This is a genomic window from Pseudomonas resinovorans NBRC 106553 (assembly GCF_000412695.1).
GTDB lineage: Bacteria > Pseudomonadota > Gammaproteobacteria > Pseudomonadales > Pseudomonadaceae > Metapseudomonas > Metapseudomonas resinovorans_A.
This window is the reverse complement of record NC_021499.1, coordinates 4,196,799-4,220,298: the sequence shown is the minus strand read 5'-3', so window position 1 is coordinate 4,220,298 and position 23,500 is coordinate 4,196,799. Positions and strand designations below refer to the sequence as shown.

At 64.9% G+C, this 23,500-nt stretch carries 21 protein-coding genes; 7 read left to right on the top strand and 14 right to left on the bottom strand.

The window, feature by feature from the left end; genetic code table 11:
• Positions 1-14: 14 nt before the first annotated feature.
• The 11 genes from PCA10_RS19105 to ccoN (PCA10_RS19055) form a co-directional block, all read right to left on the bottom strand.
• On the bottom strand, positions 15-2,414 hold the full coding sequence (locus tag PCA10_RS19105; RefSeq protein WP_016493713.1) for a heavy metal translocating P-type ATPase: 2,400 nt from the start codon (positions 2,412-2,414) through the stop codon (positions 15-17).
• Positions 2,415-2,420: 6 nt separating this feature from the next.
• Positions 2,421-2,921 carry a FixH family protein gene (locus PCA10_RS19100; protein ID WP_016493712.1) on the bottom strand — a complete coding sequence of 167 codons (501 nt, stop codon included), beginning with the start codon at positions 2,919-2,921 and terminating at the stop codon, positions 2,421-2,423.
• Between the two features lie 15 nt (positions 2,922-2,936).
• A complete protein-coding gene (gene ccoG, locus PCA10_RS19095; RefSeq protein ID WP_016493711.1) occupies positions 2,937-4,352 on the bottom strand; it encodes a cytochrome c oxidase accessory protein CcoG in 1,416 nt (471 codons plus the stop codon).
• A 134-nt stretch (positions 4,353-4,486) separates the two neighbouring features.
• Positions 4,487-5,461: a cytochrome-c oxidase, cbb3-type subunit III gene (gene ccoP / locus PCA10_RS19090; RefSeq protein ID WP_016493710.1), complete on the bottom strand. Its 975-nt coding sequence runs from the start codon at positions 5,459-5,461 to the stop codon at positions 4,487-4,489.
• Positions 5,458-5,646 carry a CcoQ/FixQ family Cbb3-type cytochrome c oxidase assembly chaperone gene (locus PCA10_RS19085; RefSeq protein ID WP_016493709.1) on the bottom strand — a complete coding sequence of 63 codons (189 nt, stop codon included), beginning with the start codon at positions 5,644-5,646 and terminating at the stop codon, positions 5,458-5,460. Before PCA10_RS19085 ends, ccoP (PCA10_RS19090) begins: the two co-directional genes overlap by 4 nt.
• 6 nt (positions 5,647-5,652) lie before the next feature.
• On the bottom strand, positions 5,653-6,264 hold the full coding sequence (gene ccoO / locus PCA10_RS19080) for a cytochrome-c oxidase, cbb3-type subunit II (protein ID WP_016493708.1): 612 nt from the start codon (positions 6,262-6,264) through the stop codon (positions 5,653-5,655).
• Positions 6,264-7,703: a cytochrome-c oxidase, cbb3-type subunit I gene (gene ccoN / locus PCA10_RS19075; RefSeq protein ID WP_041770359.1), complete on the bottom strand. Its 1,440-nt coding sequence runs from the start codon at positions 7,701-7,703 to the stop codon at positions 6,264-6,266. The genes ccoO (PCA10_RS19080) and ccoN (PCA10_RS19075) overlap by 1 nt, the downstream gene beginning before the upstream one ends.
• 438 nt (positions 7,704-8,141) lie before the next feature.
• The gene (gene ccoP, locus PCA10_RS19070; protein ID WP_016493706.1) at positions 8,142-9,077 is read right to left on the bottom strand and encodes a cytochrome-c oxidase, cbb3-type subunit III; all 936 of its coding nucleotides are present in this window, start codon (positions 9,075-9,077) and stop codon (positions 8,142-8,144) included.
• Positions 9,074-9,241: a CcoQ/FixQ family Cbb3-type cytochrome c oxidase assembly chaperone gene (locus PCA10_RS19065; protein ID WP_016493705.1), complete on the bottom strand. Its 168-nt coding sequence runs from the start codon at positions 9,239-9,241 to the stop codon at positions 9,074-9,076. The genes ccoP (PCA10_RS19070) and PCA10_RS19065 overlap by 4 nt, the downstream gene beginning before the upstream one ends.
• 4 nt (positions 9,242-9,245) lie before the next feature.
• Positions 9,246-9,857 carry a cytochrome-c oxidase, cbb3-type subunit II gene (ccoO, locus tag PCA10_RS19060; protein WP_016493704.1) on the bottom strand — a complete coding sequence of 204 codons (612 nt, stop codon included), beginning with the start codon at positions 9,855-9,857 and terminating at the stop codon, positions 9,246-9,248.
• 11 nt (positions 9,858-9,868) lie between these two features.
• A complete protein-coding gene (gene ccoN, locus PCA10_RS19055; RefSeq protein ID WP_016493703.1) occupies positions 9,869-11,293 on the bottom strand; it encodes a cytochrome-c oxidase, cbb3-type subunit I in 1,425 nt (474 codons plus the stop codon).
• A 108-nt stretch (positions 11,294-11,401) separates the two neighbouring features.
• Here ccoN (PCA10_RS19055) and PCA10_RS19050 point away from each other — a divergent pair, with 108 nt between their 5' ends.
• Together PCA10_RS19050 and rhuM are read left to right on the top strand one after the other, a co-directional pair.
• Positions 11,402-12,019, top strand: a complete 618-nt coding sequence (locus PCA10_RS19050; RefSeq protein ID WP_016493702.1) for an alpha/beta family hydrolase — start codon at positions 11,402-11,404, stop codon at positions 12,017-12,019.
• Between the two features lie 65 nt (positions 12,020-12,084).
• The gene (rhuM, locus tag PCA10_RS19045) at positions 12,085-12,396 is read left to right on the top strand and encodes a RhuM family protein (protein ID WP_016493701.1); all 312 of its coding nucleotides are present in this window, start codon (positions 12,085-12,087) and stop codon (positions 12,394-12,396) included.
• A gap of 240 nt (positions 12,397-12,636) precedes the next feature.
• Here the strand turns inward: rhuM and PCA10_RS19040 are convergent, their stop codons facing one another.
• The gene (locus PCA10_RS19040) at positions 12,637-13,113 is read right to left on the bottom strand and encodes an Lrp/AsnC family transcriptional regulator (RefSeq protein WP_016493700.1); all 477 of its coding nucleotides are present in this window, start codon (positions 13,111-13,113) and stop codon (positions 12,637-12,639) included.
• A 130-nt stretch (positions 13,114-13,243) separates the two neighbouring features.
• Between PCA10_RS19040 and kynB the strand changes: the two genes are divergently transcribed.
• The 4 genes from kynB (at position 13,244) to PCA10_RS19020 (ending at position 17,991) form a co-directional block, all read left to right on the top strand.
• Positions 13,244-13,885, top strand: coding sequence for an arylformamidase (gene kynB / locus PCA10_RS19035; RefSeq protein WP_016493699.1), 642 nt, complete (start codon positions 13,244-13,246; stop codon positions 13,883-13,885).
• A 9-nt stretch (positions 13,886-13,894) separates the two neighbouring features.
• On the top strand, positions 13,895-15,145 hold the full coding sequence (gene kynU, locus PCA10_RS19030; protein WP_016493698.1) for a kynureninase: 1,251 nt from the start codon (positions 13,895-13,897) through the stop codon (positions 15,143-15,145).
• Positions 15,146-15,231: 86 nt separating this feature from the next.
• Positions 15,232-16,548: an OprD family porin gene (locus PCA10_RS19025; protein WP_016493697.1), complete on the top strand. Its 1,317-nt coding sequence runs from the start codon at positions 15,232-15,234 to the stop codon at positions 16,546-16,548.
• A 33-nt stretch (positions 16,549-16,581) separates the two neighbouring features.
• Positions 16,582-17,991: an amino acid permease gene (locus tag PCA10_RS19020; RefSeq protein WP_016493696.1), complete on the top strand. Its 1,410-nt coding sequence runs from the start codon at positions 16,582-16,584 to the stop codon at positions 17,989-17,991.
• Positions 17,992-18,004: 13 nt separating this feature from the next.
• Here the strand turns inward: PCA10_RS19020 and PCA10_RS19015 are convergent, their stop codons facing one another.
• Both PCA10_RS19015 and PCA10_RS19010 read right to left on the bottom strand, forming a co-directional pair.
• Positions 18,005-19,336, bottom strand: a complete 1,332-nt coding sequence (locus PCA10_RS19015) for an alpha/beta fold hydrolase family protein (RefSeq protein ID WP_016493695.1) — start codon at positions 19,334-19,336, stop codon at positions 18,005-18,007.
• Positions 19,337-19,949: 613 nt separating this feature from the next.
• The gene (locus tag PCA10_RS19010; RefSeq protein ID WP_041770855.1) at positions 19,950-21,515 is read right to left on the bottom strand and encodes a methyl-accepting chemotaxis protein; all 1,566 of its coding nucleotides are present in this window, start codon (positions 21,513-21,515) and stop codon (positions 19,950-19,952) included.
• Positions 21,516-22,140: 625 nt separating this feature from the next.
• On the opposite strand from PCA10_RS19010, the gene PCA10_RS19005 reads away from it, so the two are divergent.
• Entirely contained in the window at positions 22,141-23,451 is a 1,311-nt protein-coding gene (locus tag PCA10_RS19005) for a nucleotide sugar dehydrogenase (protein ID WP_016493692.1), read from the top strand.
• Positions 23,452-23,500 lie beyond the last annotated feature (49 nt).

The following is a 23,500-nucleotide window of genomic DNA, read 5'->3' as shown; positions in this document are numbered from 1 at the left end:
GTGGTGGATTGAGATCAGGTGCGGGCCAGGCGCAGGGCGTTGAGCACCACCAGCAGCGAGCTGACCGACATGCCGAAGGCCGCCCAGAGCGGGGTGATCCAGCCGAGGGCGGCGAAGGGCAGCACCAGGCCATTGTACAGGGTCGCCCAGGCCAGGTTCTCGATGATGATGCGGCGGGTACGGCGGGCCAGGGCGAAGGCCTGCACCAGGCTGTCCAGGCGGTTGGACAACAGCACGGCGTCGGCGCTGGTCTTGGCGAGGTCGGTGGCGCTGCCCATGGCGATGCTGATGTCGGCGCCGGCCAGCACCGGCACGTCGTTGACCCCGTCGCCCAGCATCAGCACCTTGTGGCCTTGCTGGTGGAGCTGGCGCAGCACGTCCAGCTTGGCGTCCGGGGTAAGGCCGCCACGGGCGTCGTCGATGCCCAGTTCCCGGGCGATGCCGGCGACCATGGGCGAGCTGTCGCCGGAGAGCAGCAGGAGCTTCCAGCCGCGTTCGCGGCAGGCATCGAGCAGGGCGGGGGCGTCCTCGCGCAGGCGGTCGTCAAGGACGAACCAGGCCAGTGGCCTCTGTTCGTCTCCGAGCAGCAGCCACTGGCCCTGGTCGCCGGGGATGGCCGGTGTCGGCTGGCCGCTCAGTTCGGCGACGAAATCGGGCTGGCCGATCCGCAGCAGGTGCTCGCCGACGCGGCCTTCGAGGCCACGGCCGGGAATGCTGTCCACTTGCCCGGCCGCTTGCGGGGCACGGCCGAAGGCACGGGCGATGGGGTGCTCCGAACGGTTCTCCAGGGCCGCGGCCAGGCCCAGGCAGGCATCGCGGTCGAGGCTGCCCAGGGTATGGATGGCGTTCAGGGTCAGGCGGCCTTCGGTGAGGGTGCCGGTCTTGTCGAAGATCACCGTGTCGATCTGGTTCAGGCCTTCCAGCACATGGCCACGGGTCAGCAGCAGGCCGAGCTTGTGCAGGCTGCCGGTGGCCGTGGTCAGCGCGGTGGGGGTGGCCAGGGCCAGGGCGCAGGGGCAGGTGGCCACCAGCAGCGAGAGCACGACCCAGAAGGCGCGCTGTGGGTCGATCTGCCACCAGACGAGGCCGACGATGGCGGCGGCGCCGAGGACGATGATGAGGAACCACTGAGCCACCTTGTCGGCCACTTCTGCCAGGCGCGGCTTGTCGGCCTGGGCGCGTTCCAGCAGGCGGACGATGGCGGACAGGCGGGTGTCGTCGCCCAGCGCCTGGACTTCGAGGGTCAGCGGGCCTTCGACGTTGAGGGTGCCGGCGGTGACGGCGTCGCCTTCGCGGCGCGGCAGGGGCAGGTATTCGCCTGTGAGCAGGGACTCGTCGACGCTGGACTGGCCCTGGAGGATGCGGCCATCGGCCGGCAGCAGGGCGCCCGGCGGCACCAGTACGCGGTCGCCGACCTTCAGTTCGCTGAGCAGGATGCGCTCGCTGTGCCCTTGGCCGTCGAGGCGCAGGCAGGAGGCGGGCAGCAGGTTGACCAGTTGCGCGGTGGCCGCCGCCGTGCGTTCGCGGGCGCGGCGTTCGAGGTAGCGGCCGGCCAGGAGGAACAGGGCGAACATGCCCACCGCGTCGAAGTAGAGCTCGCCCACCCCGGTGACCGTGGACCAGATGCCGGCGACGTAGGCGCCGCCGATGGCCAGGGATACCGAGACGTCCATGGTCAGGTGGCGGGTGCGCAGGTCGCGCAGGGCGCCACGGAAGAACTGGCCGCAGCAGTAGAAGACGATGGGGGTGGTGAGGAACAGGCTGACCCAGCGCAGGATGGTGTCCAGCTCCGGCGACAGGTCGATGTTGAATTCCGGCCAGGTGGCCATGGCGGCCATCATCACCTGCATCCACAGAAGGCCCGCCACGCCCAGCTGGCGCATGGCGCGACGGTTCTCGCTGGCCAGGCGCTCGGCGGCCTCGTCGGCCTTGTAGGGATGGCCGGCGTAGCCGATCTTGCGCAGCGCCTTGAGCAGCGCGCTCAGGGGCAGCTGGCTATCGGACCAGCGCACCTGCAGGCGATGGTTGGAGAGGTTGAGGCTGGCTTCGGCGACGCCCGGCAGGGTTTTCAGGTGCTTCTCGATCAGCCAGCCGCAGGCGGCGCAGCTGATGCCTTCGATGAGCAGGCAGGTTTCGCTGAGTTCGCCCTGGTGCTGGACGAAGGGCTGCTGTACCTCGGCGCGGTCATACAGCGCGAGCTCGTCGGGCAGCTCGCGGGGCAGGGCGTCGGGGTTGGGGGCGGAGTCGCTGCGGTGGCGGTAGTAGCTTTCCAGGCCGCCGGCGACGATGGCCTCGGCCACCGCCTGGCACCCCGGACAGCACATGGCCCGCGTCTCTCCCAGCACGCGGGCCTCGAAGCGGCTGCCTTTGGGTACCGGCAGGCCGCAGTGGTAGCAGGGTTGCGGTGCGCTCATCGGCGCTTATTCGCCGAGGCGAATGGCGCTGCCCTGGGTCAGGGTTTCCTCTTCGAACAGGCGCCAGTCCTGGCCTTGCTCCTGGCCGATCAGCTCGACGAAGCGACGGCCGCTGACGCTGTCTTCCACCTGGCCACGGTAGTGACCGTCGGCCTGGGGCTGGAGCACGACGCGGCGGTCCTTCTCCGGCTGGGTGGGGGAGATCAGGCTCAGCACCAGTTGCTGCGGACGGCTTTCACCCTGCAGTTGCAGGTCGATGCTGCCACTGGCCTGGTCCATCTGCAGGTCGGCGCGCATGCCCAGCTTCTTGGCCAGGTTCTCGCGTTCCAGGGAAGTGTTGATGCCTTTGCCGACTTCGTAATAGTTGTCGGCCACCAGGCTCGGCGGGTTCTTGCTGGCGATCACCAGCAAGCTGCTGCCCAGCACCACGGAGGTGCCGAGGATGGCGAGGATGAACCAGGGCCAGGGTTGCTTGTACCAGGTGCTCGTGGGCGATTCGGACTGCATGGGTATTCCGTTCTGCTAGCGGACGCTGGGGCCGATGAAGCGGCTGTCGGCGTCGGTCTTGATGCTGGGATCGTCCGCGCTGTGGACGCGGAAGAGGATCTTGTTGGCGCTGGACGGCAGCTGGTCCGGCTCGATGGACAGTTCCACCGGTACCGAGAGGACTTCGCCGGCGTCGGCGCGGACTTCGCGCTTGCCTTCGTAGATCAGGCCGTCGAGGCCTTCGGCTTCGATGACGAAGGTCTGGTCGACCTGTGCCTTGTTCATGATCTTCAGGGTGTAGACGTTCTCGATTCGCCCTTGCTCGTTCTCGCGGAACAGCACGCGGTCCTTGATCACGTCCAGTTCCACCAGGGAACGGCTGGCCACGGCGTAGAAGAAGAAGCCGATCATGGCGACAAGGGCGATAGCGTAACCGATCAGGCGCGGACGGAGCAGGTGAGTCGTCTGACCGTTCAGGTTGTGTTCAGTGGTGTAGCTGATCAACCCCTTGGGATAGTTCATCTTCTCCATGATGCTGTCGCAGGCGTCGATGCAGGCGGCGCAGCCGATGCATTCGATCTGCAGGCCGTCGCGGATGTCGATGCCGGTGGGGCAGACCTGGACGCACATGGTGCAGTCGATGCAGTCGCCCAGGCCCTGGGCCTTGTAGTCGACGCCTTTCTTGCGCGGACCACGGGATTCGCCGCGACGGGGATCGTAGGAGACGATCAGGGTGTCCTTGTCGAACATCACGCTCTGGAAGCGCGCGTAGGGGCACATGTAGATGCACACCTGCTCACGCAGCCAGCCGGCGTTGCCGTAGGTGGCGAGGGTGAAGAAGGCGACCCAGAAGTAGGCCCAGCCGCTGGCGGCGCCTGTGAAGAATTCGAAGACCAGTTCGCGGATGGGGGTGAAGTAGCCGACGAAGGTCATGCCGGTGGCGAAGCCGATCAGCAGCCAGAGGCTGTGCTTGGCGAACCGGCGCGCGAATTTCTGGCCGCTCATGGGAGCCTTGTCGAGCTTCATGCGCTGGTTGCGGTCACCTTCGGTGATCTTCTCGCACCACATGAAGATCCAGGTCCAGACGCTCTGCGGGCAGGTGTAGCCGCACCAGACGCGGCCGGCGAACACGGTGATGAAGAACAGCCCGAAGGCGCAGATGATCAGCAGGCCCGACAGCAGGATGAAGTCCTGGGGCCAGAAGGTGGCGCCGAAGATGTAGAACTTGCGCTCGGGCAGGTTCCACCAGACGGCCTGGCGCTCGTTCCAGTTGAGCCAGACGGTGCCGAAGTAGAGCAGGAAGAGGAAGGCGCCGCCGGCCATCCGCAGGTTGCGGAACAGCCCGGTGAAGGCTCGGGTGTAGATTTTTTCGCGACTGGCGTAGAGGTCGGTGGAGGCACCGCCCTTGGCCGGAGGAGGGGAGATGTTCTTGACGGGGATCTGTTCGCTCATCGTTCTCATACCACGGCGGTTGTCGGCGCCCTGACCAGTACTTTGCCGGTCGGAGTCATGTTGCCTGCCGCATATGGTACGCCTGATAGCGGCCTGCCATGTGCGACAGTGCGTCGCGCATGGCAGGCTGGGTCTTACTTGGCTTCGGCTTCGGCCGCAGGTTTCTGCGACAGGCTGAAGACATAGGCAGCCAGCAGGTGCACCTTGTCATTGCCGAGGATGTTTTCCTGGGCAGGCATGGTGCCTTGGCGACCATAGCGGATGGTCTGTTGCAGCTGAGCGTAGCTGCTGCCGTAGATAAAGGCATTCGGGTGGGTCAGGTTCGGTGCGCCCATTGCCGGGGTGCCCTTGCCTTCCGGACCGTGGCAAGCCACGCAGTTGGCGGCGAAGATCGCCTTGCCAGCTTCCGGATCGGCCTTGGTGTCCTTCGGCAGGTCGCGACCGTGCAGGGTCACGCGCAGGAAGGCGGCAACGTCGCTGACGCCCTGGTCGCCGATGACTTCGCCCCAGGCCGGCATGATGCCGTGGCGACCGCCCATGATGGTGGTCTTGATGGTGGCGGTGTCACCACCCCAGCGCCAGTCATTGTCGGTCAGGTTCGGGAAGCCGTAGGAACCCTTGGCGTCGGAACCGTGGCACACGGAGCAGTAGGAGGCGAACATGCGGCCACCCATCTTCAGTGCTTGCGGGTCCTTGGCCACTTCCTCGATGGGCATGGCAGCGTACTTGGCGAAGATCGGGCCGTACTCGTGGTCAGCCTTGTCCATCTCCTTTTCCCACTGGTGCACACCGGTCCAGCCGGGTTCGCCGTTGGCGAAGGGCTTGCCCTCGGCTACTTCGGTGTAGCCCGGGAACATGCCGCGCCATTTGCCCATGCCCGGATACATGATCAGGTAGCCGACGGCGAAGATCAGGGTGGCGACGAACAACATGAACCACCACTTGGGCAGCGGGTTGTCGTATTCCTCGATGCCGTCGAAGGCGTGGCCGACGGTTTCCTCGGTGCTCTCCTGACGCTGGCCACGGCGGGTGGCGAAGATCAGCCAGGTCAGCGCGATCAGCGTGGCGCTGGTGAGCAGGGTGATATACCAACTCCAGAACGAAGTCATTCTTTGTTACTCCTAGAAGCTTGCTCGTCGCGCTCGGAGGACTTGGGCGGCTCATCCGCGAAGGGCAGGTTGGCAGCTTCGTCGAAGCTCTTCTTGCGCTTGCTGCTATAGGCCCAGAGCACGAGGCCGATGAAGGCCACGAAAACTACGAAAGTACCTATGCCGCGGAGAGTCCCGATATCCATCGTGCGTTACCGTTTGTTCTTGATAGAGGTGCCCAGGCCTTGCAGGAACGCGACGAGCGCGTCCATCTCGGTCTTGCCTTTGACAGCTTCCTTCGCGCCGGCGATGTCTTCGTCGGTGTAGGGCACGCCCATGCCGCGCAGGACTTCCATCTTGGCCGCGGTGTGCTTGCCGTCCAGTTTGTTCTCCACCAGCCAGGGGTAGGAGGGCATCTTGGACTCGGGCACTACGTTGCGCGGGTTGTACAGGTGAGCACGGTGCCAGTCGTCGGAGTAACGACCGCCAACGCGGGCCAGGTCCGGACCGGTACGCTTGGAGCCCCACAGGAAGGGGTGGTCCCAGACGCTTTCGCCGGCGACGGAGTAGTGGCCGTAACGCTCGGTTTCGGCACGGAACGGACGGACCATCTGCGAGTGGCAGCCTACGCAGCCTTCGCGGATGTAGATGTCGCGGCCTTCGAGTTCCAGGGCGGTGCGCGGCTTCATGCCTTCAACCGGGGTGTTGACCACGTCCTGGAAGAACAGCGGCACGATCTGCACGAGGCCGCCGATGCTCACGGCAATCACCATGAACAGGGCGAGCAGGCCGATGTTCTTCTCGACTAATTCGTGTTGCTTCATTAGTGAGCTCCTTGCGGGATCTGCGCGTCGGCGTCGTATTCAGCCGGCTTCGCAGCACGTACGGTGCGGTAGGTGTTGTAGGCCATCAGCAGCATGCCGGTCACGAAGAAGGCGCCGCCGATCATGCGCACCACGAAGCCGGCGTGGCTGGCTTCCAGGGCTTCAACGAAGGAGTAGGTGAGGGTGCCGTCTTCGTTGATCGCGCGCCACATCAGACCCTGGGTGATGCCGTTTACCCACATCGAGGAGATGTACAGAACGGTACCGATGGTAGCCAGCCAGAAGTGGGCGTTGATCAGGCCGACGCTGTGCATCTGCTCACGACCGAACACTTTCGGGATCAGGTGGTACAGGGAACCGATGGAGATCATCGCTACCCAGCCGAGGGCGCCGGCGTGTACGTGGCCGATGGTCCAGTCGGTGTAGTGGGACAGCGCGTTCACGGTCTTGATGGCCATCATCGGGCCTTCGAAGGTGGACATGCCGTAGAAGGCCAGGGAAACCACCAGGAAGCGCAGGATGGGGTCGGAACGCAGCTTATGCCAGGCGCCGGACAGGCTCATCATGCCGTTGATCATGCCACCCCAGCTCGGAGCCAGCAGGATCAGGGACATGGCCATGCCGAGGGACTGGGCCCAGTCCGGCAGAGCGGTGTAGTGCAGGTGGTGCGGACCGGCCCAGATGTACAGGGTGATCAGCGCCCAGAAGTGCACGATGGACAGGCGATAGGAGTAGATCGGACGCTCGGCCTGCTTGGGTACGAAGTAGTACATCATCCCCAGGAAGCCGGTGGTCAGGAAGAAGCCTACGGCGTTGTGGCCGTACCACCACTGGATCATCGCGTCGGTCGCGCCGGCGTACATGGAGTAGGACTTGAAGGCGTAGACCGGCATTTCCATGCTGTTGACGATGTGCAGCATGGCGGTGACCAGGATGAAGGCGCCGAAGAACCAGTTGCCCACGTAGATGTGCTTGGTCTTGCGCTTCATGATGGTGCCGAAGAAGACGACGGCGTAGGTGATCCAGACGACAGCCAGGAGGATGTCGATCGGCCACTCGAGCTCGGCGTATTCCTTGGAGGAGGTGTAACCCAGCGGCAGGGTGATGACTGCCAGCACGATCACGGCTTGCCAACCCCAGAAGGTGAAGGCGGCCAGACTGTCGGATACCAGGCGGGCCTGGCAGGTGCGCTGCACCACGTAGTAGGAAGTGGCGAACAGGGCGCATCCGCCGAAGGCGAAGATCACCGCGTTGGTATGCAGGGGACGCAGGCGGCCGAAAGAGGTCCAGGGAAGGTTCAGGTTGAGTTCCGGCCACACGAGTTGTGCGGCGATGAACACGCCTAGACCCATCCCAATGACCCCCCAGATCACCGTCATAATGGCGAACTGGCGGACCACCTTATAGTTATAAGCAGTCTGACTGATTGCTGTGCTCATGCTAGGGGTTCCACGGTTAATGGAGGTTTTTCGGGGGACAAAAAATCGGCGGCAAGTATGGAGAAAGAGGGTAGCCATTGCAACGACACAAGCCGACACAAACCGGGCTGGGAAGCCCACTGGACAAGGATTTGCGGCTGTGTTTGCGGCTTTGGCCAGTACGCCGTCGAAGCCTGATGGGTTGCGTGGCCGGGGGGATCGCCTTGGAGTAGTGACAGGTGGCGGCTGGAAAGCAGCTTAGCCGATGTCAATGAAGGCAGGGTGCTACTGGTCGGAGAGGTGCGACACTGGGTCGCACTATATAAAGGAAGGAGTGGACACTTCCCTGTGTCCATGGCACCCGGCTGAGGGTGCCGTTTCGCGCGGCGTGCAGTTCAAGCCCGGAGGCCTGGCTGCCTGGTGGGGGCGACGCGTCCCTGCGTCGCTCCCGTTTCTTAGCTACTTGGCCGCCAGCTTCTGTTCCTTGTTGGACAGGCTGTAGATGTACGCGGCCAGTACATGGACCTTGTCCTGGCCCAGGTACTCCTGCTGCGCGGGCATCTGGCCGTTGCGGCCGTAGCGGATGGTCTGCTGCAGCTGGGCCAGGCTCGAGCCGTAGATCCAGCCGGCGGGGTGGGTCAGGTCCGGCGCGCCCATCAGCGCGGTGCCGGTGCCCGTGGCGCCATGGCAGGCGACGCAGGTGCTGGCGAACAGGGTCTTGCCGGCTTCCAGGTCGGCCTGGGTGCCTTCCGGCAGCTTCAGGCCGGCCAGGTCCTGGCGCACGTAGGCCGCGACGTTCTTCACGCCTTCATCACCGAGCATTTCGCCCCAGGCGGGCATGGCGGCCATGCGGCCATGGAGGATCGAGGCCTTGATGGTTTCCGGTTCGCCGCCCCAGCGCCAGTTGCTGTCGGTGAGGTTGGGGAAGCCCATGGCGCCCTTGGCGTCCGAGCCATGGCAGATGGAGCAATAGGTGGCGAAGAGGCGGCCGCCCATCTTCAGGGCCTGCGGGTCCTTGGCCACGTCCTCGATGGACATGGCGGAGTAGCGGGCGAAGATCGGCCCGTACTCTTGCTCGGCCTTGTGCACTTCGCGTTGCCATTGGCCTACCTGGGTCCAGCCGTCGTCATAGCCGGGGAGCACGCCTTTCCAGTTGCCCAGGCCCGGATAGAGCACCAGGTAGCCGGCGGCGAACAGCAGGGTGCCGACGAACAACAGGAACCACCATTTGGGCAGCGGGTTGTCGTATTCCTCGATGCCGTCGAAGGCGTGGCCCATGGTCTTGTCAGTGGTGCCCTGGGACTCGCCCTTGCGGGTGGCGAAGATCAGCCAGAGCAGGGCCAGCAGGGTGAAGCTTGTGAGCAGGGAGACGTACCAGCTCCAGAAAGTGGTCATGCGCGGGGGCTCCTTGGGTCGTTCCGGTCTTCATCGGCAAAGGGCAGGTTGGCGGCCTCGTCGAAGGCGCCCTTGCGCTTGCCGCTATAGGCCCAGCAGATCACGCCGAGGGTGGCGATCAGCACCAGCAGGGTGCCGAGGCCACGCAGGGTTCCGATATCCATGGCCTTACCTCTTGTTCTTCAGGCTGGTGCCCAGCACTTGCAGGTAGGCGACCACGGCGTCCATCTCGGTCTTGCCCTTGACGGCGGCCTGGGCCCCGGCGACGTCCTCGTCGCTGTAGGGCACGCCGAGGGTCTGCATGGCGCGCAGCTTGGCGGCGGTGTGCTTGCCGTCCAGGGTGTTCTCCACCAGCCAGGGGTAGGCCGGCATCTTCGACTCCGGCACCACGTTGCGCGGGTTGTAGAGGTGCGCGCGGTGCCAGTCGTCGGAGTAGCGGCCGCCGACGCGGGCGAGATCCGGGCCGGTGCGCTTGGAGCCCCAGAGGAAGGGGTGGTCCCAGACGCTCTCGCCGGCCACCGAGTAGTGGCCGTAGCGTTCGGTCTCGGCGCGGAACGGGCGGATCATCTGCGAGTGGCAGCCCACGCAGCCCTCGCGGATGTAGATGTCGCGGCCTTCCAGTTGCAGGGCGGTGTAGGGCTTCATGCCCTCCACCGGGGTGTTGACCACGTCCTGGAAGAACAGCGGCACGATCTGCACCAGGCCGCCGATGCTCACGGCCAGCACCATGAACAGCGCCATCAGGCCGACGTTTTTCTCGATGATTTCATGCTTTTTCATCTATCGGCTCCTCAGGCGATCTGGGCGATGGCGTCGTATTCGGCCGGCTTGGAGGCGCGCGCGGTGCGCCAGGTGTTCCAGGCCATGAGGAACATGCCGCTGAGGAAGATGGCGCCGCCGATCACCCGCACCACGAAGCCGGCGTGGCTGGCTTCCAGTGCCTCGACGAAGGAGTAGGTGAGGGTGCCGTCCTCGTTGATCGCACGCCACATCAGGCCCTGGGTGATGCCGTTGACCCACATCGAGGCGATGTAGAGCACGGTGCCGATGGTGGCGAGCCAGAAGTGCGAGTTGATCAGGCCGAGGCTGTACATCTGCTCGCGGCCGAAGATCTTCGGGATCAGGTGGTACAGGGAACCGATGGACACCATCGCTACCCAGCCCAGCGCCCCGGCGTGTACGTGGCCGATGGTCCAGTCGGTGTAGTGGGACAGCGCGTTGACGGTCTTGATGGCCATCATCGGGCCTTCGAAGGTGGACATGCCGTAGAAGGCCAGGGACACCACGAGGAAGCGCAGGATCGGGTCGTCGCGCAGCTTATGCCAGGCCCCGGAGAGGGTCATCATGCCGTTGATCATGCCGCCCCAGGAGGGCGCCAGCAGCACCAGGGACATCACCATGCCGAGGGACTGCGCCCAGTCGGGCAGGGCGGTGTAGTGCAGGTGGTGGGGGCCGGCCCAGATGTACAGGGTGATCAGCGCCCAGAAATGCACGATGGACAGCCGGTAGGAATACACCGGGCGCTCGGCCTGCTTGGGCACGAAGTAATACATCATCCCGAGGAAGCCGGCGGTGAGGAAGAAGCCCACGGCGTTGTGCCCGTACCACCACTGGATCATGGCGTCGGTAGCGCCCGAGTACAGCGAGTAGGACTTGGTCAGGGTGACCGGGATCTCCAGGTTGTTGACCACATGCAGAAGGGCCACGGTGAGGATGAACGCGCCGAAGAACCAGTTGCCGACGTAGATGTGCTTGGTCTTGCGCGTGGCCACGGTGCCGAAGAAGACGATGGCGTAGCTGACCCAGACGATGGTGATCAGGATGTCGATCGGCCATTCCAGTTCGGCGTATTCTTTCGAGCTGGTCCAGCCCAGCGGCAGGCTGATGGCGGCGAGCACTATCACCAGCTGCCAGCCCCAGAAGGTGAAGGCCACCAGGGGACCGCCGAACAGGCGCGCCTGGCAGGTGCGCTGCACCGCGTAGTAGGACGTGGCGAACAGGGCGCATCCGCCGAAGGCGAAGATCACCGCGTTGGTGTGCAGGGGCCGCAGGCGGCCGAAGCTCGTCCAGGGCAGGTTGAAGTTGAAGTCCGGCCAGGCCAGCTGGGCCGCGATAAGAACGCCGAGCCCCATCCCGACTATTCCCCATACCACGGTCATGATGGCGAACTGGCGGACCACCTTGTAGTTATAGGCGGTACTGCTTGCTGTGCTCATTTTATGGGCTTCCGTCCACGGTTTTTAGATAGCGCGGCAAGCATGGTGAAAGCCCATTGGGCGACTATTGATCTGGATCAATCGCCCACAATTGATGGAGAAGTCTGAATGCTCGTGTGGAACAGGCCTGACGGCCAGGTGTCATGCACCCTCATCCTGGCCCATGGCGCGGGGGCGCCGATGGACAGTCCGTTCATGGAGGACATGGCGCAAAGGCTCGCCGCCCGTGGCGTTGCCGTGGTTCGTTTCGAGTTCCCCTACATGGCCGCGCGACGGGAGGATGGCCGGCGCCGGCCACCGAATCCCCTGGCGCAATTGCTGGCCTGCTGGCGGGAAGTGCATGCCCTGGTGCGACAGCAGGTCACAGGCCCTCTGGCCATCGGCGGCAAGTCCATGGGCGGGCGCATGGCCAGCCTGCTGGCCGATGAACTGGGCGCTGACGCACTGGTGTGCCTGGGCTACCCCTTCCATGCCGTGGGCAAGGCCGACAAGCCCCGGGTCGCCCACCTGGCGGACCTGAAGACCCCGGCCCTGATCGTCCAGGGCGAGCGCGACCCCATGGGCGACCGCCTGACCGTGGCGGGCTACTCGTTGTCCGATGCCATCCGCGTGCACTGGCTGGCGGCGGCCGATCACGACCTCAAGCCGCTGAAAGCCTCGGGCCTGACCCATGAGCAGCACCTGGCGAATGCGGCCGATGAAATCGCGAAGTTCCTGACAGCCTGACCAGCCCCGTCCCAGCCCTGGGGCCAACAGACTGTGGCGTCCGACCATCCTCAGGGAAGGACGCCATGGACACCACACAGGACAAACTGCCAGTACTCATCTACCAGCGAGAAGGAGAAAGCGTCACCGAGGTTCGTCTCGACGGGGAGACCGTCTGGTTGACCCAGCGGCAGATGGGGGAGTTGTTCGATACCAGCTCCGACAACATCGGCCTTCACCTGAAGAACATCTATGACTCTGGAGAGCTGGCGGAGTCCGCAACTACCGAGGATTACTCGGTAGTTCGCCAGGAAGGGCCGCGGCAGGTTGCCCGCCGGATCAGGCACTACAACCTGGACGCGATCATTTCGGTCGGGTATCGGGTCAACTCCCGGTAAGGCACCCGCTTCCGCATCTGGGCCAACGGCGTGCTCAAGGAGCACCTGCTCCAGGGCTACAGCCTCAATCGCAGGCGCCTGGAGGCGCAGCGGGAGCGCATCGACCAGCTGCAGAAGACGCTGACACTGTTCCGCGAGAACCTGATCGACCAGGCCAGCCCGGTAGCCCGGATGAAATCCGGGAGCGGTGGTGCGGAATTCCCCGGATTGCATCCGGGCTACGGACTGACCCCCGCCGCCCTACTTGCGCGCCGCCAGCAGGTCGAGCACGCCGCCGCCTTCCTTGATGGCTTGCAGGATGATCTCCGAGCGGATGTCGGTGACCCCGTTGGCGCGGTTGAGGCGGTTGACGATGAAGTCGGAGAACTGCTTGAGGTTGCGTGCCTGCACCCGCAACACGTAGTTGCTGTGGCCGGTGACTATGTAGGCGCTGACCACCTCGGGCCAGCCCTGCACCTGCTGGACGAAGCGCTCGTGCCAGCCTTCCTCGTCCTGGCGCATGGAGACGTGCACCAGGGCTTCCAGCTCGATGCCCAGGCGCTCGGCGTTCAGCAGGGGGCGGTAGCCACGGATGATGCCGTCGTCCTCCAGGATGCGCAGGCGGCGCAGGCAAGCCGACGGCGACAGTGCGACCTTCTCCGCCAGTTCCTGATTGCTGATGCGCCCGTTCTGCTGCAGGCAGAGCAGGATACGCAGGTCGGTGCTGTCCAGGGTCAATTGAGGAATATTCTCCGAATAGCCTTCTGATTGAAATTATCTGCGAAAAGCTGGCGCTAGCGTCGCACAGATAGCACGAAAATTCGATCGCACCTGACGCATGATTTTCCCGCTTTCCGAGGAGAAGATCATGCGCGACGACGAGCACCTGTGGGATATCAGCCCACCACTGGACAGTGGTACCCCGACCTGGCCGGGCGATACGCCGTTCCAGGAGGAACGCTGCTGGCGGATCGACGAACACTGCCCGGTCAACGTCGGACGCATCATCCTCTCACCCCATACCGGGGCCCATGCCGACGCACCGTTGCACTACGACGACAATGGCGCCGCCATAGGCGCCGTGGACCTCGCGCCTTATCTCGGCCCCTGCCGTGTCATCCACTGCCTGGAGGCGGGCGATTGCGTCCGTCCGCAGCACCTGGCCGCGCATCTCGACGGGGTGCCGCCCCGGGTGCTGATCCGCACCTGGAGGCGCGCGCCGCTGGATGCCTGGCCGAGTGAGTTTGCCGCGATCGCCCCCGAGAGCATCGAGCTGCTGGCCCGCCATGGCGTGTGCCTGGTGGGCACCGATACGCCCTCGCTGGACCCCCAGGACAGCAAGTGCCTCGACGCCCACCACGCGGTGGCGCGCCAGCGCATGGCCATCCTCGAAGGCCTGCTGCTCGATGAGGTGCCGCCCGGCGACTACGAGCTGATCGCCCTCCCGCTGAAATTCACCCACCTCGACGCCAGCCCGGTCCGCGCCGTGCTGCGTCGCCTGCCTGTTTAGGATCCGAACATGATGACAAGAGAAGACTGCCTGGCGCTCGACGCCTGTGACCCCCTGGCCGAGCTGCGGGAGGCGTTCAGCCTGCCCGAAGAGGTGATCTACCTGGACGGCAACTCCCTCGGCGCACGCCCGAAGGCCGCCGTGGAACGGGCCCGCCAGGTGCTGGCCGAGGAGTGGGGCGAAGGTCTCATCGGCAGCTGGAACAGCGCCGGCTGGCGTGGCCTGCCCGAGCGCCTGGGTAACCAGCTGGCCCGGCTGATCGGTGCCGGCGAGGATGAGGTGGTGGTCACCGACACCACCTCCATCAACCTCTTCAAGGTGCTGGTGGCGGCCCTGCGCGTGCAGGCCGACCGTGATCCGTCGCGCAAGGTGATAGTCACCGAGGCCAGCAACTTCCCCACCGACATCTACATGGTCGAAGGCCTGGCCGACATGCTCCAGCAGGGCTACAGCCTGCGCCTGGTGGACCGGCCCGAAGACCTGCCGGCCGCCATCGGCTCCGACACCGCCGTGGTGATGATCACCCAGGTCAACTACAAGACCGGCTACCTCCACGACATGGCCGCGCTCACCGCCCTGGCCCACGAGTGCGGCGCCCTGACCATCTGGGACCTGTGCCACTCCGTGGGGGCCGTTCCGGTGGACCTCAAGGGCGCCGGCGCCGACTACGCCATCGGCTGCACCTACAAGTACCTGAACGGCGGCCCGGGCTCGCCGGCCTTCGTCTGGGTCGCCCCGGCCCTGCGCGAGCTGGTCTGGCAGCCGCTGTCCGGCTGGTGGGGGCACGCCCGGCAGTTCGGCATGGAGCCCCGCTACGAGCCGGCGCCGGGCATCGGCCGCTACCTCTGCGGGACCCAGCCCATCACCTCCCTGGCGTTGGTGGAGTGTGGCCTGGATACCTTCGCCAAGACCGACATGCAGGCCCTGCGGGAAAAATCCCTGGCACTGACCGACCTGTTCATCGCCCGCGTGAAGGCGCGCTGCGGCGCTCATCCGCTGACCCTGGTGACCCCCCTGGAGCACGCCCGCCGTGGTAGCCACGTGAGCTTCGAGCATCCCGAGGGCTACGCCGTGATCCAGGCCCTGATCGAGCGGGGCGTCATCGGCGACTACCGTGAGCCGCGCATCATGCGCTTCGGCTTCACCCCCCTCTATACCCGCCTGACCGACGTCTGGGACGCCGCGGAGATCCTCGGCGACATCCTCGACAGCGGTGCCTGGCGCGAGGAGCGCTTCATGACCCGCAAGCAAGTGACCTGAACCCGATCGACAAGCCCTTGCCCGGGCGCCATCCCCAGGGAAGGCGCCCAGCCTCGACCCGATAAGCACAATAAGAGGTCCGATCCATGAAGCTGTATCCCTTGTCCGCGTGCCCATTACTGTTGCTCGGCGCCCTCGGTCCCCACCTGTCGGCCGGGGCGGCCGAGGCGGGTTTCCTCGAGGACAGCCAGCTGGTCCTGAACCAGCGCAATTTCTATTTCCATCGCAACTACCTGAACAACCCGGGCGGCCAGAACTACCGAGAGGAATGGGCCCACGGCATGTCGCTGGACTATGTGTCCGGCTATACCCAAGGCACCGTGGGTTTCGGCATCGACGCCTACGCCAACCTCGGCCTGAAGCTCGACAGCGGCCGTGGGCGCACCGGTACCGACCTGCTGCCGGTGGACTCCAGCGGCCGTCCCGAGGACGAGTATTCCGAACTGGGCAGCGCGGTGAAGCTGCGCCTGTCGCGCACTGAGCTCAAGTACGGCAGCCTGGCGCCGCTGAACCCGGTGTTCGGCACCGGCAATGCGCGCCTGTTCACCCCCATGGCCATAGGCTTCTCCCTCAACAGCCGGGAGTTCGATGACCTGCTGCTGGACGCCGGCCACTTCACCGCCGGCAACGACGGCAACTCCACCAACAGCGACGGCGCCCTCAAGGCCCTCTATGCCCAGGTGGAAACCCGGCGGGTCGACTACGCCGGCCTGCTGTGGGCGCCGGACAACGGCACCAGCCTCTCGGCCTATGGGTCGCGCTTCGACGACATCTGGCACCAGTACTACTTCAACGCCAGCCGGCGCCTGCAACTGGACGCCGGGCGAGCGCTGAGTTTCGACTTCAACCTCTACCGCACCGAGGACCAGGGGCGGCAGCTGGCGGGCGAGATCGACAACACCGCCTGGTCCGCCACCGTCCGCTACGCCCAGGGCCCGCACGCCCTGAGCCTGGCGCACCAGCGCGTACATGGCGACGAGCCCTTCGACTACCTGGGCTTCGACCGCCAGAGCGGTGCGTCGATCTTCCTCGCCAACTCGGTACAGGTGCTGGACTTCAACGGCCCCAACGAGCGCTCCTGGCAGGTGCGCTACGACCTCGACCTGGCCGCCTTCGGCGTCCCCGGCCTGAGCTTCATGAGCCGCTACGTCAGCGGCGACCACATCGACGACAGCCGCTACCAGGGTGGGCCCAACGGCGCCTACGGCCGTTACGGCGAAGACGGCAAGCGCTGGGAGCGGGATGTCGAGCTGCGCTACCTGGTGCAGTCCGGGCCGGCCAGGGACCTCTCCGTGCGCCTGCGCCAGGCCAGCATCCGCTCAAGCGCCGAGGTGGCCCGCGCCGACACCGCCGACAACAACGAGCTGAGGGTGATAATCGATTACCCGCTGCAGCTCCTCTGACGCCTTCCATAACGACAAGATTCGAGGCACGAGATGACCAACAAGACTGGATTCGCCGCTATCGCGGCTCGCGAGCAGGGCCTCAAGCGCCAGCTCACCTCGGCGCAGATGAGCATGATCGCCATCGGTGGCGCCATCGGCACCGGGCTCTTCATGGGCAGCAGCTTCGCCATCGGCTTCGCCGGGCCGGGCGTGCTGATCAGCTACGCCATCGGCGCGCTCATCGCGCTGCTGCTGATGGGCTGCCTGGCCGAGATGACCGTGGCCCATCCCACCTCCGGCTCCTTCGGCGCCTACGCCGAGTACTACGTCGGCCCGCTGGCCGGCTTCCTGGTGCGCTACGCCTATTGGGCCGCCATCGTCCTGGCGGTGGGCACCGAGGTGACCGCCATCGCGCTGTACATGAAGTACTGGTTCCCGGACGTGGCGGGGTGGATCTGGATCCTCCTGTTCTCCGCCGCGCTGATCCTCAGCAACGCCATCAGCGTCAAGGCGTTCGGCCATTTCGAGTACTGGTTCTCGGCGATCAAGATCAGCGCCATCCTCGCCTTCATCCTGCTGGGTGCCTGGCTGGTGTTCGGCGGCTCCCACCCGGAATACGGCTTCCAGCACTACGTCGAGCATGGCGGCTTCCTGCCCAACGGCCTGTCCGGCGTATGGATCGCGGTGATCATCGCCATCTTCAGCTACCTCAGCATCGAGATGATCGCGGTGGCCGCCGGCGAGGCGGAGGAGCCTGAGAAGGCGGTGAAGCAGGCGTTCCGCGTGACCATGGTGCGGCTGGTGGTGTTCTACCTGCTGACCCTGACGCTGATTCTCGCCATGGTGCCCTGGAACCAGGCGGGGCAGGGCGGCCAGAGCCCCTTCGTCAGCGTGATGCAGCAGGTGGGTATTCCCGGCGCCACCGGCCTGATCAACTTCGTGATCCTGGTGGCGGCGCTCTCGGCGATGAACAGCCAGCTCTACACCACCACACGGATGATGTTCAGCCTTTCCCGTGCCGGCTATGCACCCAAGGCCATGGGCCGACTCAGCTCAGCCGGTGTGCCGCTGAACGCCCTGGCGCTGTCCTGCAGCGGCGTGGCCCTGGCCACCCTGGTTCATCTGGCGTTCCCCGAACAGTCCTTCATGCTGATGATCGCGCTCTCGATCTTCGGTGCCCTGTTCGCCTGGATGATGATCTTCTTCACCCACTACCGCTTCCGCCGCTACAACGAGCGCAACGGCGGGGGACGGTTGGCGTTCCGCATGTGGGGCTTCCCGGGGCTGACCCTGCTGGGCCTGGCGCTGATGGTGGCGATCCTGCTGACCACGGCCTTCGTGCCGGCCTTCCGCATGACCCTGGTGTTCGGCGTGCCCTTCCTGGCGTTGCTGGCCTTGTCCTACCGCCTGTACTTCCGGGGCAATGCCCAGGCCGTTTCGGCCCAGGCGCAGGAGGCCTGACGGCGTTCCGCGATCAGCGTTGCGCCAGGGGCGGTTGGTCGCGGAAGAACGCCAGGATGGCGGCACTATTGTCCCGGTAATTGAGGTTGCCGCAGTGTCCGCCACGGGGGTAGAGGGTCAGGCGGTCGCCGAAGGTGCGCCGCAGGAAACCCAGGTCGCCGGGGCCGAGGATGAAGTCGTCGGTGTTGTGCATCACGCCGAGCTTGCGGTTGTCGCGCAGGTAGCTTTCCAGGGCATAGAGGCTGACCTGCTGGTTCAATTGCTCCACATCGTCGTCGCGCGGCTGGGCGCCATTCCTGAATCGGGCGCGCCAGAACGGCAGCACCTGCTGGTGCAGGTAGCAGTCGAAATTGCATTGCAGGGCGAGCTTCATGAAGGGCGTGAGGCTGGTGCCCTGGTTGATCTGCAGGTTCGCCGGGGTTACCAGGCCCCTGTGGTTGAGCGCGTCGGAGGTGAACACCAGGTTGGTGACCGACAAGCGGAATACCGAGCCGATCAGCATTGCCATCTCTTCATCCGAAAGGCGCTGGTCGGAGCGCTGGAAGTCGTAGATCAGTGCGTCGTTGAGGTCGATGTAGCCCTGCTCCTTGAAGAAGGTGGCCAGGCGGGTCAGCAGCATGTCGAAGAAGGTGCTGTCCTTGAGGCCGTTGACCTTGGCCTGGACCAGCAGGTCCAGGTTGCTGATCGAGGTGTAGAGGTTCACCGGCGGGTTGATCAGCAGGACCTTCTTGAAGTTGAACGCGCGCCGGCTTTCGTCGAGGTGGCTGATGAAGGCCGCGTTCAACCCGCCCAGGCTGTAGCCCACCATATGGAACTCGGTGACGGGCAGGTCGGGGTGCTGGGCGCGAATGGCGCGCATCACCTGGTACAGGTCCTCGGCATCGGCGCTGGAAATCCCCGGGGTGGCGTTGCGCGATGCGGCAACCATGAAGTCGTAGCTGGTGGGCGAAGAAAGCTGCACGACGTGATAGCCATCGCCATAGAACAGCCGCTTCAGGAACTCCGGGGTCCGGCCGGAGTAGTTGGCGCCGGTGCCGGCGATGACGAACACCAGGGGCGCGGCATGGGGCTGCCGGGCCAGGCGGTAGCTGAGGCGGTTCACCGCCCAGAAGTTCGACTGCGGCGTGAACTCCCGCGTCGTTTGCTCGTCCAGGCGGTAGTCGGACTGGGTGATCGTCCGTCTCGACGGCAGTTCGGGGCGCAGCCGGGGCGGGCTGGTCACTATGGTCGCCTCGAAGGGGTTCTCCAGCGGGAAGCCGTAGCTGGCCGGGTCCACATCCTGGGCCAGGGTTGCGGCGCTGATGAGCAGTCCGCATAGCAGAACGGCAAGGCGCGAGTTCAGCATCGACGAGTTCCTGAATGGGCTACGGCCTGAAGTCGAAAAAATTCTGGTTCAACAAGTCGATTACAACAAGGCGCGGGGGCAATCCGGTGCTTCGGGCTTTTGCCCAGCTGCTTTCCGAGCGGGCTGCGGGTTTCTGTTTCGCCTTCCCGGGCGACTCCCTTTGGCAGTCGACGGAGTGCCGCCCACCCCAAAGGAAGCAAAGGGCTTGCCCCGACATCCGGCCCGGCTGCGCCGGGTTCCCTCGCTACATCGTCGCTCCGGGGGCACGGCGTGAGGGGCCATCCATGGCCCCACACGCCTCTCGCGGCATCCATGCCGCTCATCCCCCTACGCAACGATTCCGCTCGGCCTCCTGAAGGGGCGTTTGGCGCGGCGTCATCTTCTCTGCTTCGTTTCAGGCTGCAGTTCGCATCAGGTTGGTTTGTGCCTCGCCGGCGCGAGTCACCCCTCGCCCTTCGGGAGAGGGGCGGGGGAGAGGGTGGTATCCGGCAGCTGGGAGCCAGTTTGGGCACTCACACAAAATCGCCAATCCAGCCTGAACAGCCCTTCCCCGGAACTCCGCAACGAGCCAATGAGAAAGGGCGCCTCACGGCGCCCTTTTGCTATTGCCGGTTCAGCGATTGAACCGGTCCACCAGGGAGTACTGCCCCTGGGCGGTATGGGTCAGTTCCTCGCTGAGCAGCGCGGTGCGCTGGGCTTCGTCCGAAGTCTGGTCGGCCAGGTGGGCGATGCTGCTGATGCTCTGGTTGATCTGCTCGGCCACCGCGCTCTGTTCCTCGGTGGCGGCGGCGATCTGGTCGGCCATGTCGGCGATGTTGGCCACCGCTTCGCTGATGCCCACCAGCGCCTGGTCGGCCTGGAGTACGCGCTCGACACCTTCGTCCGCCTGGCGACGACCGTTTTCCATGGTGTGCACGGCTTCCTCGGCGGTCTTCTGCAGCTGGGCGATCAACTGGTGGATCTGCCCGGTGGACTCCGCCGTGCGTTGCGCCAGCTGGCGCACTTCATCGGCCACCACGGCGAAGCCGCGACCCATCTCGCCGGCGCGGGCCGCTTCGATGGCGGCGTTGAGCGCCAGCAGGTTGGTCTGGTCGGCGATGCCCTTGATCACATCCACCACACCGCCGATTTCATTGCTGTCCTGGGCCAGGCGGGTAACGGTTTCGCCGGTTTCGCCCACCGACTGCGACAGGCGCTGGATGGCCTCGCGGGTTTCGGCGGCGATGTTGCGGCCCTCGCTGGTCAGGCGATTGGCCTGCTGGGTCGCGTCGGCGGTGCGCTGCACATTCGTGGCCACTTCCTGGGTGGTGGCGGCCATCTGGTTGACCGCGGTGGCCACCTGCTCGGTTTCCACCCGCTGGCGTTCCAAGCCCTCGGAGCTGTTGTGGGCCAGGGTATCGGCCTGGCGGGCTTGCTGGGTGAGGTGCTCGGCGGTGTCCTGCAGGCGTGTCAGGCAGGTCTTCAGGCGGGCTTCCTGGCTGAGCATGGCCATTTCCAGGCGCGCCTGGGCGCCACGGCTGTCGGTGTACATCTGCGCGATCAGCGGGTCGGAGGTGGTCTGCTCGGCCAGGCGCAGTAGGCGCTTGAGGCCGCGGTTCTGCCACATCAGGCCGACCAGGCCCAGCGGCACCGAGAGCAGCGCGGCGAGCAGGAAGCCCCAGTGGGAGTTCAGCCAGGCGCCGATGAGGAAGCCGATCTGGCTGATCAGGATGAAGGGCAGCCAGTCCTGCAGCACCGGCAGCCATTTGTCGCGGCCGGGGATGGCGGCCTTGCCGGCGTTCAGGCGCTGGTAGAGGTTTTCCGCGCGGCGCACTTGTTCGGCGGTCGGCTTGATCCGCACCGACTCGTAGCCGGTGACCTGGCTGCCGTCGAAGATCGGCGTGACGTAGGCGTTGACCCAGTAGTAGTCGCCGTTCTTGCAGCGGTTCTTCACCACGCCCATCCAGGGGCGGCCCTTCTTCAGGGTCGACCACATGTGGGCGAACACGGCCGATGGCACGTCCGGATGGCGCACGAGGTTGTGCGGCGAGTGGATCAGCTCGTCGCGGCTGTAGCCGCTGATGTCGACGAAGGCTTCGTTGCAGTAAGTGATGACGCCCTTGCTGTCCGTGGTGGAAATCAGGCGTTGCTGGGCGGGGAAGCTACGTTCCCGCTGGGTAACAGGTTGGTTGTTTCTCATGGTGTCCATCCGCAAGGCTTACAGCTTCTATCGGCATCCAGGCGCTAAGGTTGAGCCTTTTCTTTCGCGCGCAGTCTACTTGGTTCCCACCGAAGCTGCTGTCCGCGCGTGCCTTGCCGCCTTTCCTTTCCCTCCTGAATATCCGCTTTGTTTTTTGGCGCTGTTTATGCGGCGATATCTAAATGCTTCCCGTAGTTTGGCTGTTTGAGTTGTGTCGGAAAAATGCCGGCAGATATATGGCGCAATTCTGGTTGCTCTTTTGGTTAATCAATAACTCCTCTTGGTTTGCACTCTAAACAGGCCTCAAGTTGGTTTGTGCCAGCTTTTGGTGCCGATTATTTTGGCGTCAAAAGCCTGTGGTTGATGGGTTTCAGGTTAATTGACTGTTTTATATTGATTATTAATTTTGAAATCTTCAGGTGTTTATCTGTGTGCCTGTGTGGCACTCGATTTGCTCTGTGCAAGTTGTCTTCCGCTTTACGGCTGTTGTGCTTTCAAGTTGCGGTGAGGTTTGCCTTGCAGCTCCCCGCCAAGAATCCTGCCGTGCCTTCGAGTCATGTACGAGTTGGATGCTCGCACCTTTGCGGCGAGGTCCGGATTGGCCATTAGCCCAGGGGGTCGTGCAATGCGCATCAGTATTTTCGGATTGGGGTATGTGGGGGCGGTTTGCGCGGGGTGCCTGTCGGCGCGGGGCCACGACATAGTCGGGGTGGACATCGCCGCGGTGAAGATCGACATGATCAACCAGGGCAAATCGCCCATCGTCGAGCCTGGCCTGGAGGAGTTGCTCCAGCAGGGCGTGGCCAGCGGCAGGCTGCGCGGCACGCTGGATGTGCGCGAAGCGGTGCTGGCCACCGATATTTCCTTTATCGCCGCACCGACGCCGAGCAAGAAGAATGGAGACCTGGACGTGTCCTACATCGCCCAGGTCTGCGAGCAGATCAGCAGCGTGCTGCCGGAGAAGGGCTCGCGCCACACGGTGGTGGTGCGCAGCACCGTGCTGCCGGGCACGGTGATGAACGTAGTGGTGCCCATGCTCGAGCGCTGCTCGGGGATGAAGGCCGGCATCGATTTCGGTGTGGCGGTCAACCCGGAGTTTCTCCGTGAAAGCACCGCCATCAAGGACTACGACTATCCCGCCATGACGGTGATAGGCGAGCTGGACCAGACCTCCGGCGACCTGCTGCAGGCCATCTACCAGGAACTGGACGCCCCGATCATCCGCAAGGGCATCGAAGTCGCGGAGATGATCAAGTACACCTGCAACGTCTGGCACGCCACCAAGGTCACCTTCGCCAACGAGATCGGCAATATCGCCAAGGCGGTCGGTGTCGATGGCCGTGAGGTGATGGAGGTGATCTGCCAGGATCACAAGCTCAACCTCTCCAAGTACTACATGCGTCCCGGCTTCGCCTTCGGCGGCTCCTGCCTGCCCAAGGATGTGCGGGCGCTGACCTATCGCGCCGGCCAACTGGATATCGAGCATCCGTTGCTGCACTCGATCATGCGCAGCAATCGGGTCCAGGTGGAGCGCGCCTTCGACCTGATCGCCAGCCACGACAAACGCCGCATCGGCCTGCTCGGTCTGTCCTTCAAGGCCGGCACGGACGATCTGCGCGAGAGCCCCCTGGTGGAGCTGGCCGAGATGCTCATCGGCAAGGGCTTCGACCTGCACATCTTCGATCGCAACGTCGAGTACGCCCGCGTCCACGGCGCCAACAAGGACTACATCGAATCGAAGATTCCCCACGTCTCCTCGCTGCTGCGGTCCGACCTGGACGAGGTGGTGGCGCGGGCCGACGTCATCGTCCTCGGCAACGGCGATCCGCACTTCGCCAGCCTGGTGGAGAAGGTGGCGCCGGGCAAGACGGTGGTCGACCTGGTGGGCTTCATGAAAGAGCGCAGCTGCGCCGGCATGGAAGGCATCTGCTGGTAGGGAAATGCCCGGGCGCCAGCCCCTGATTCCGGCGTGGCCGGGCAGGGGC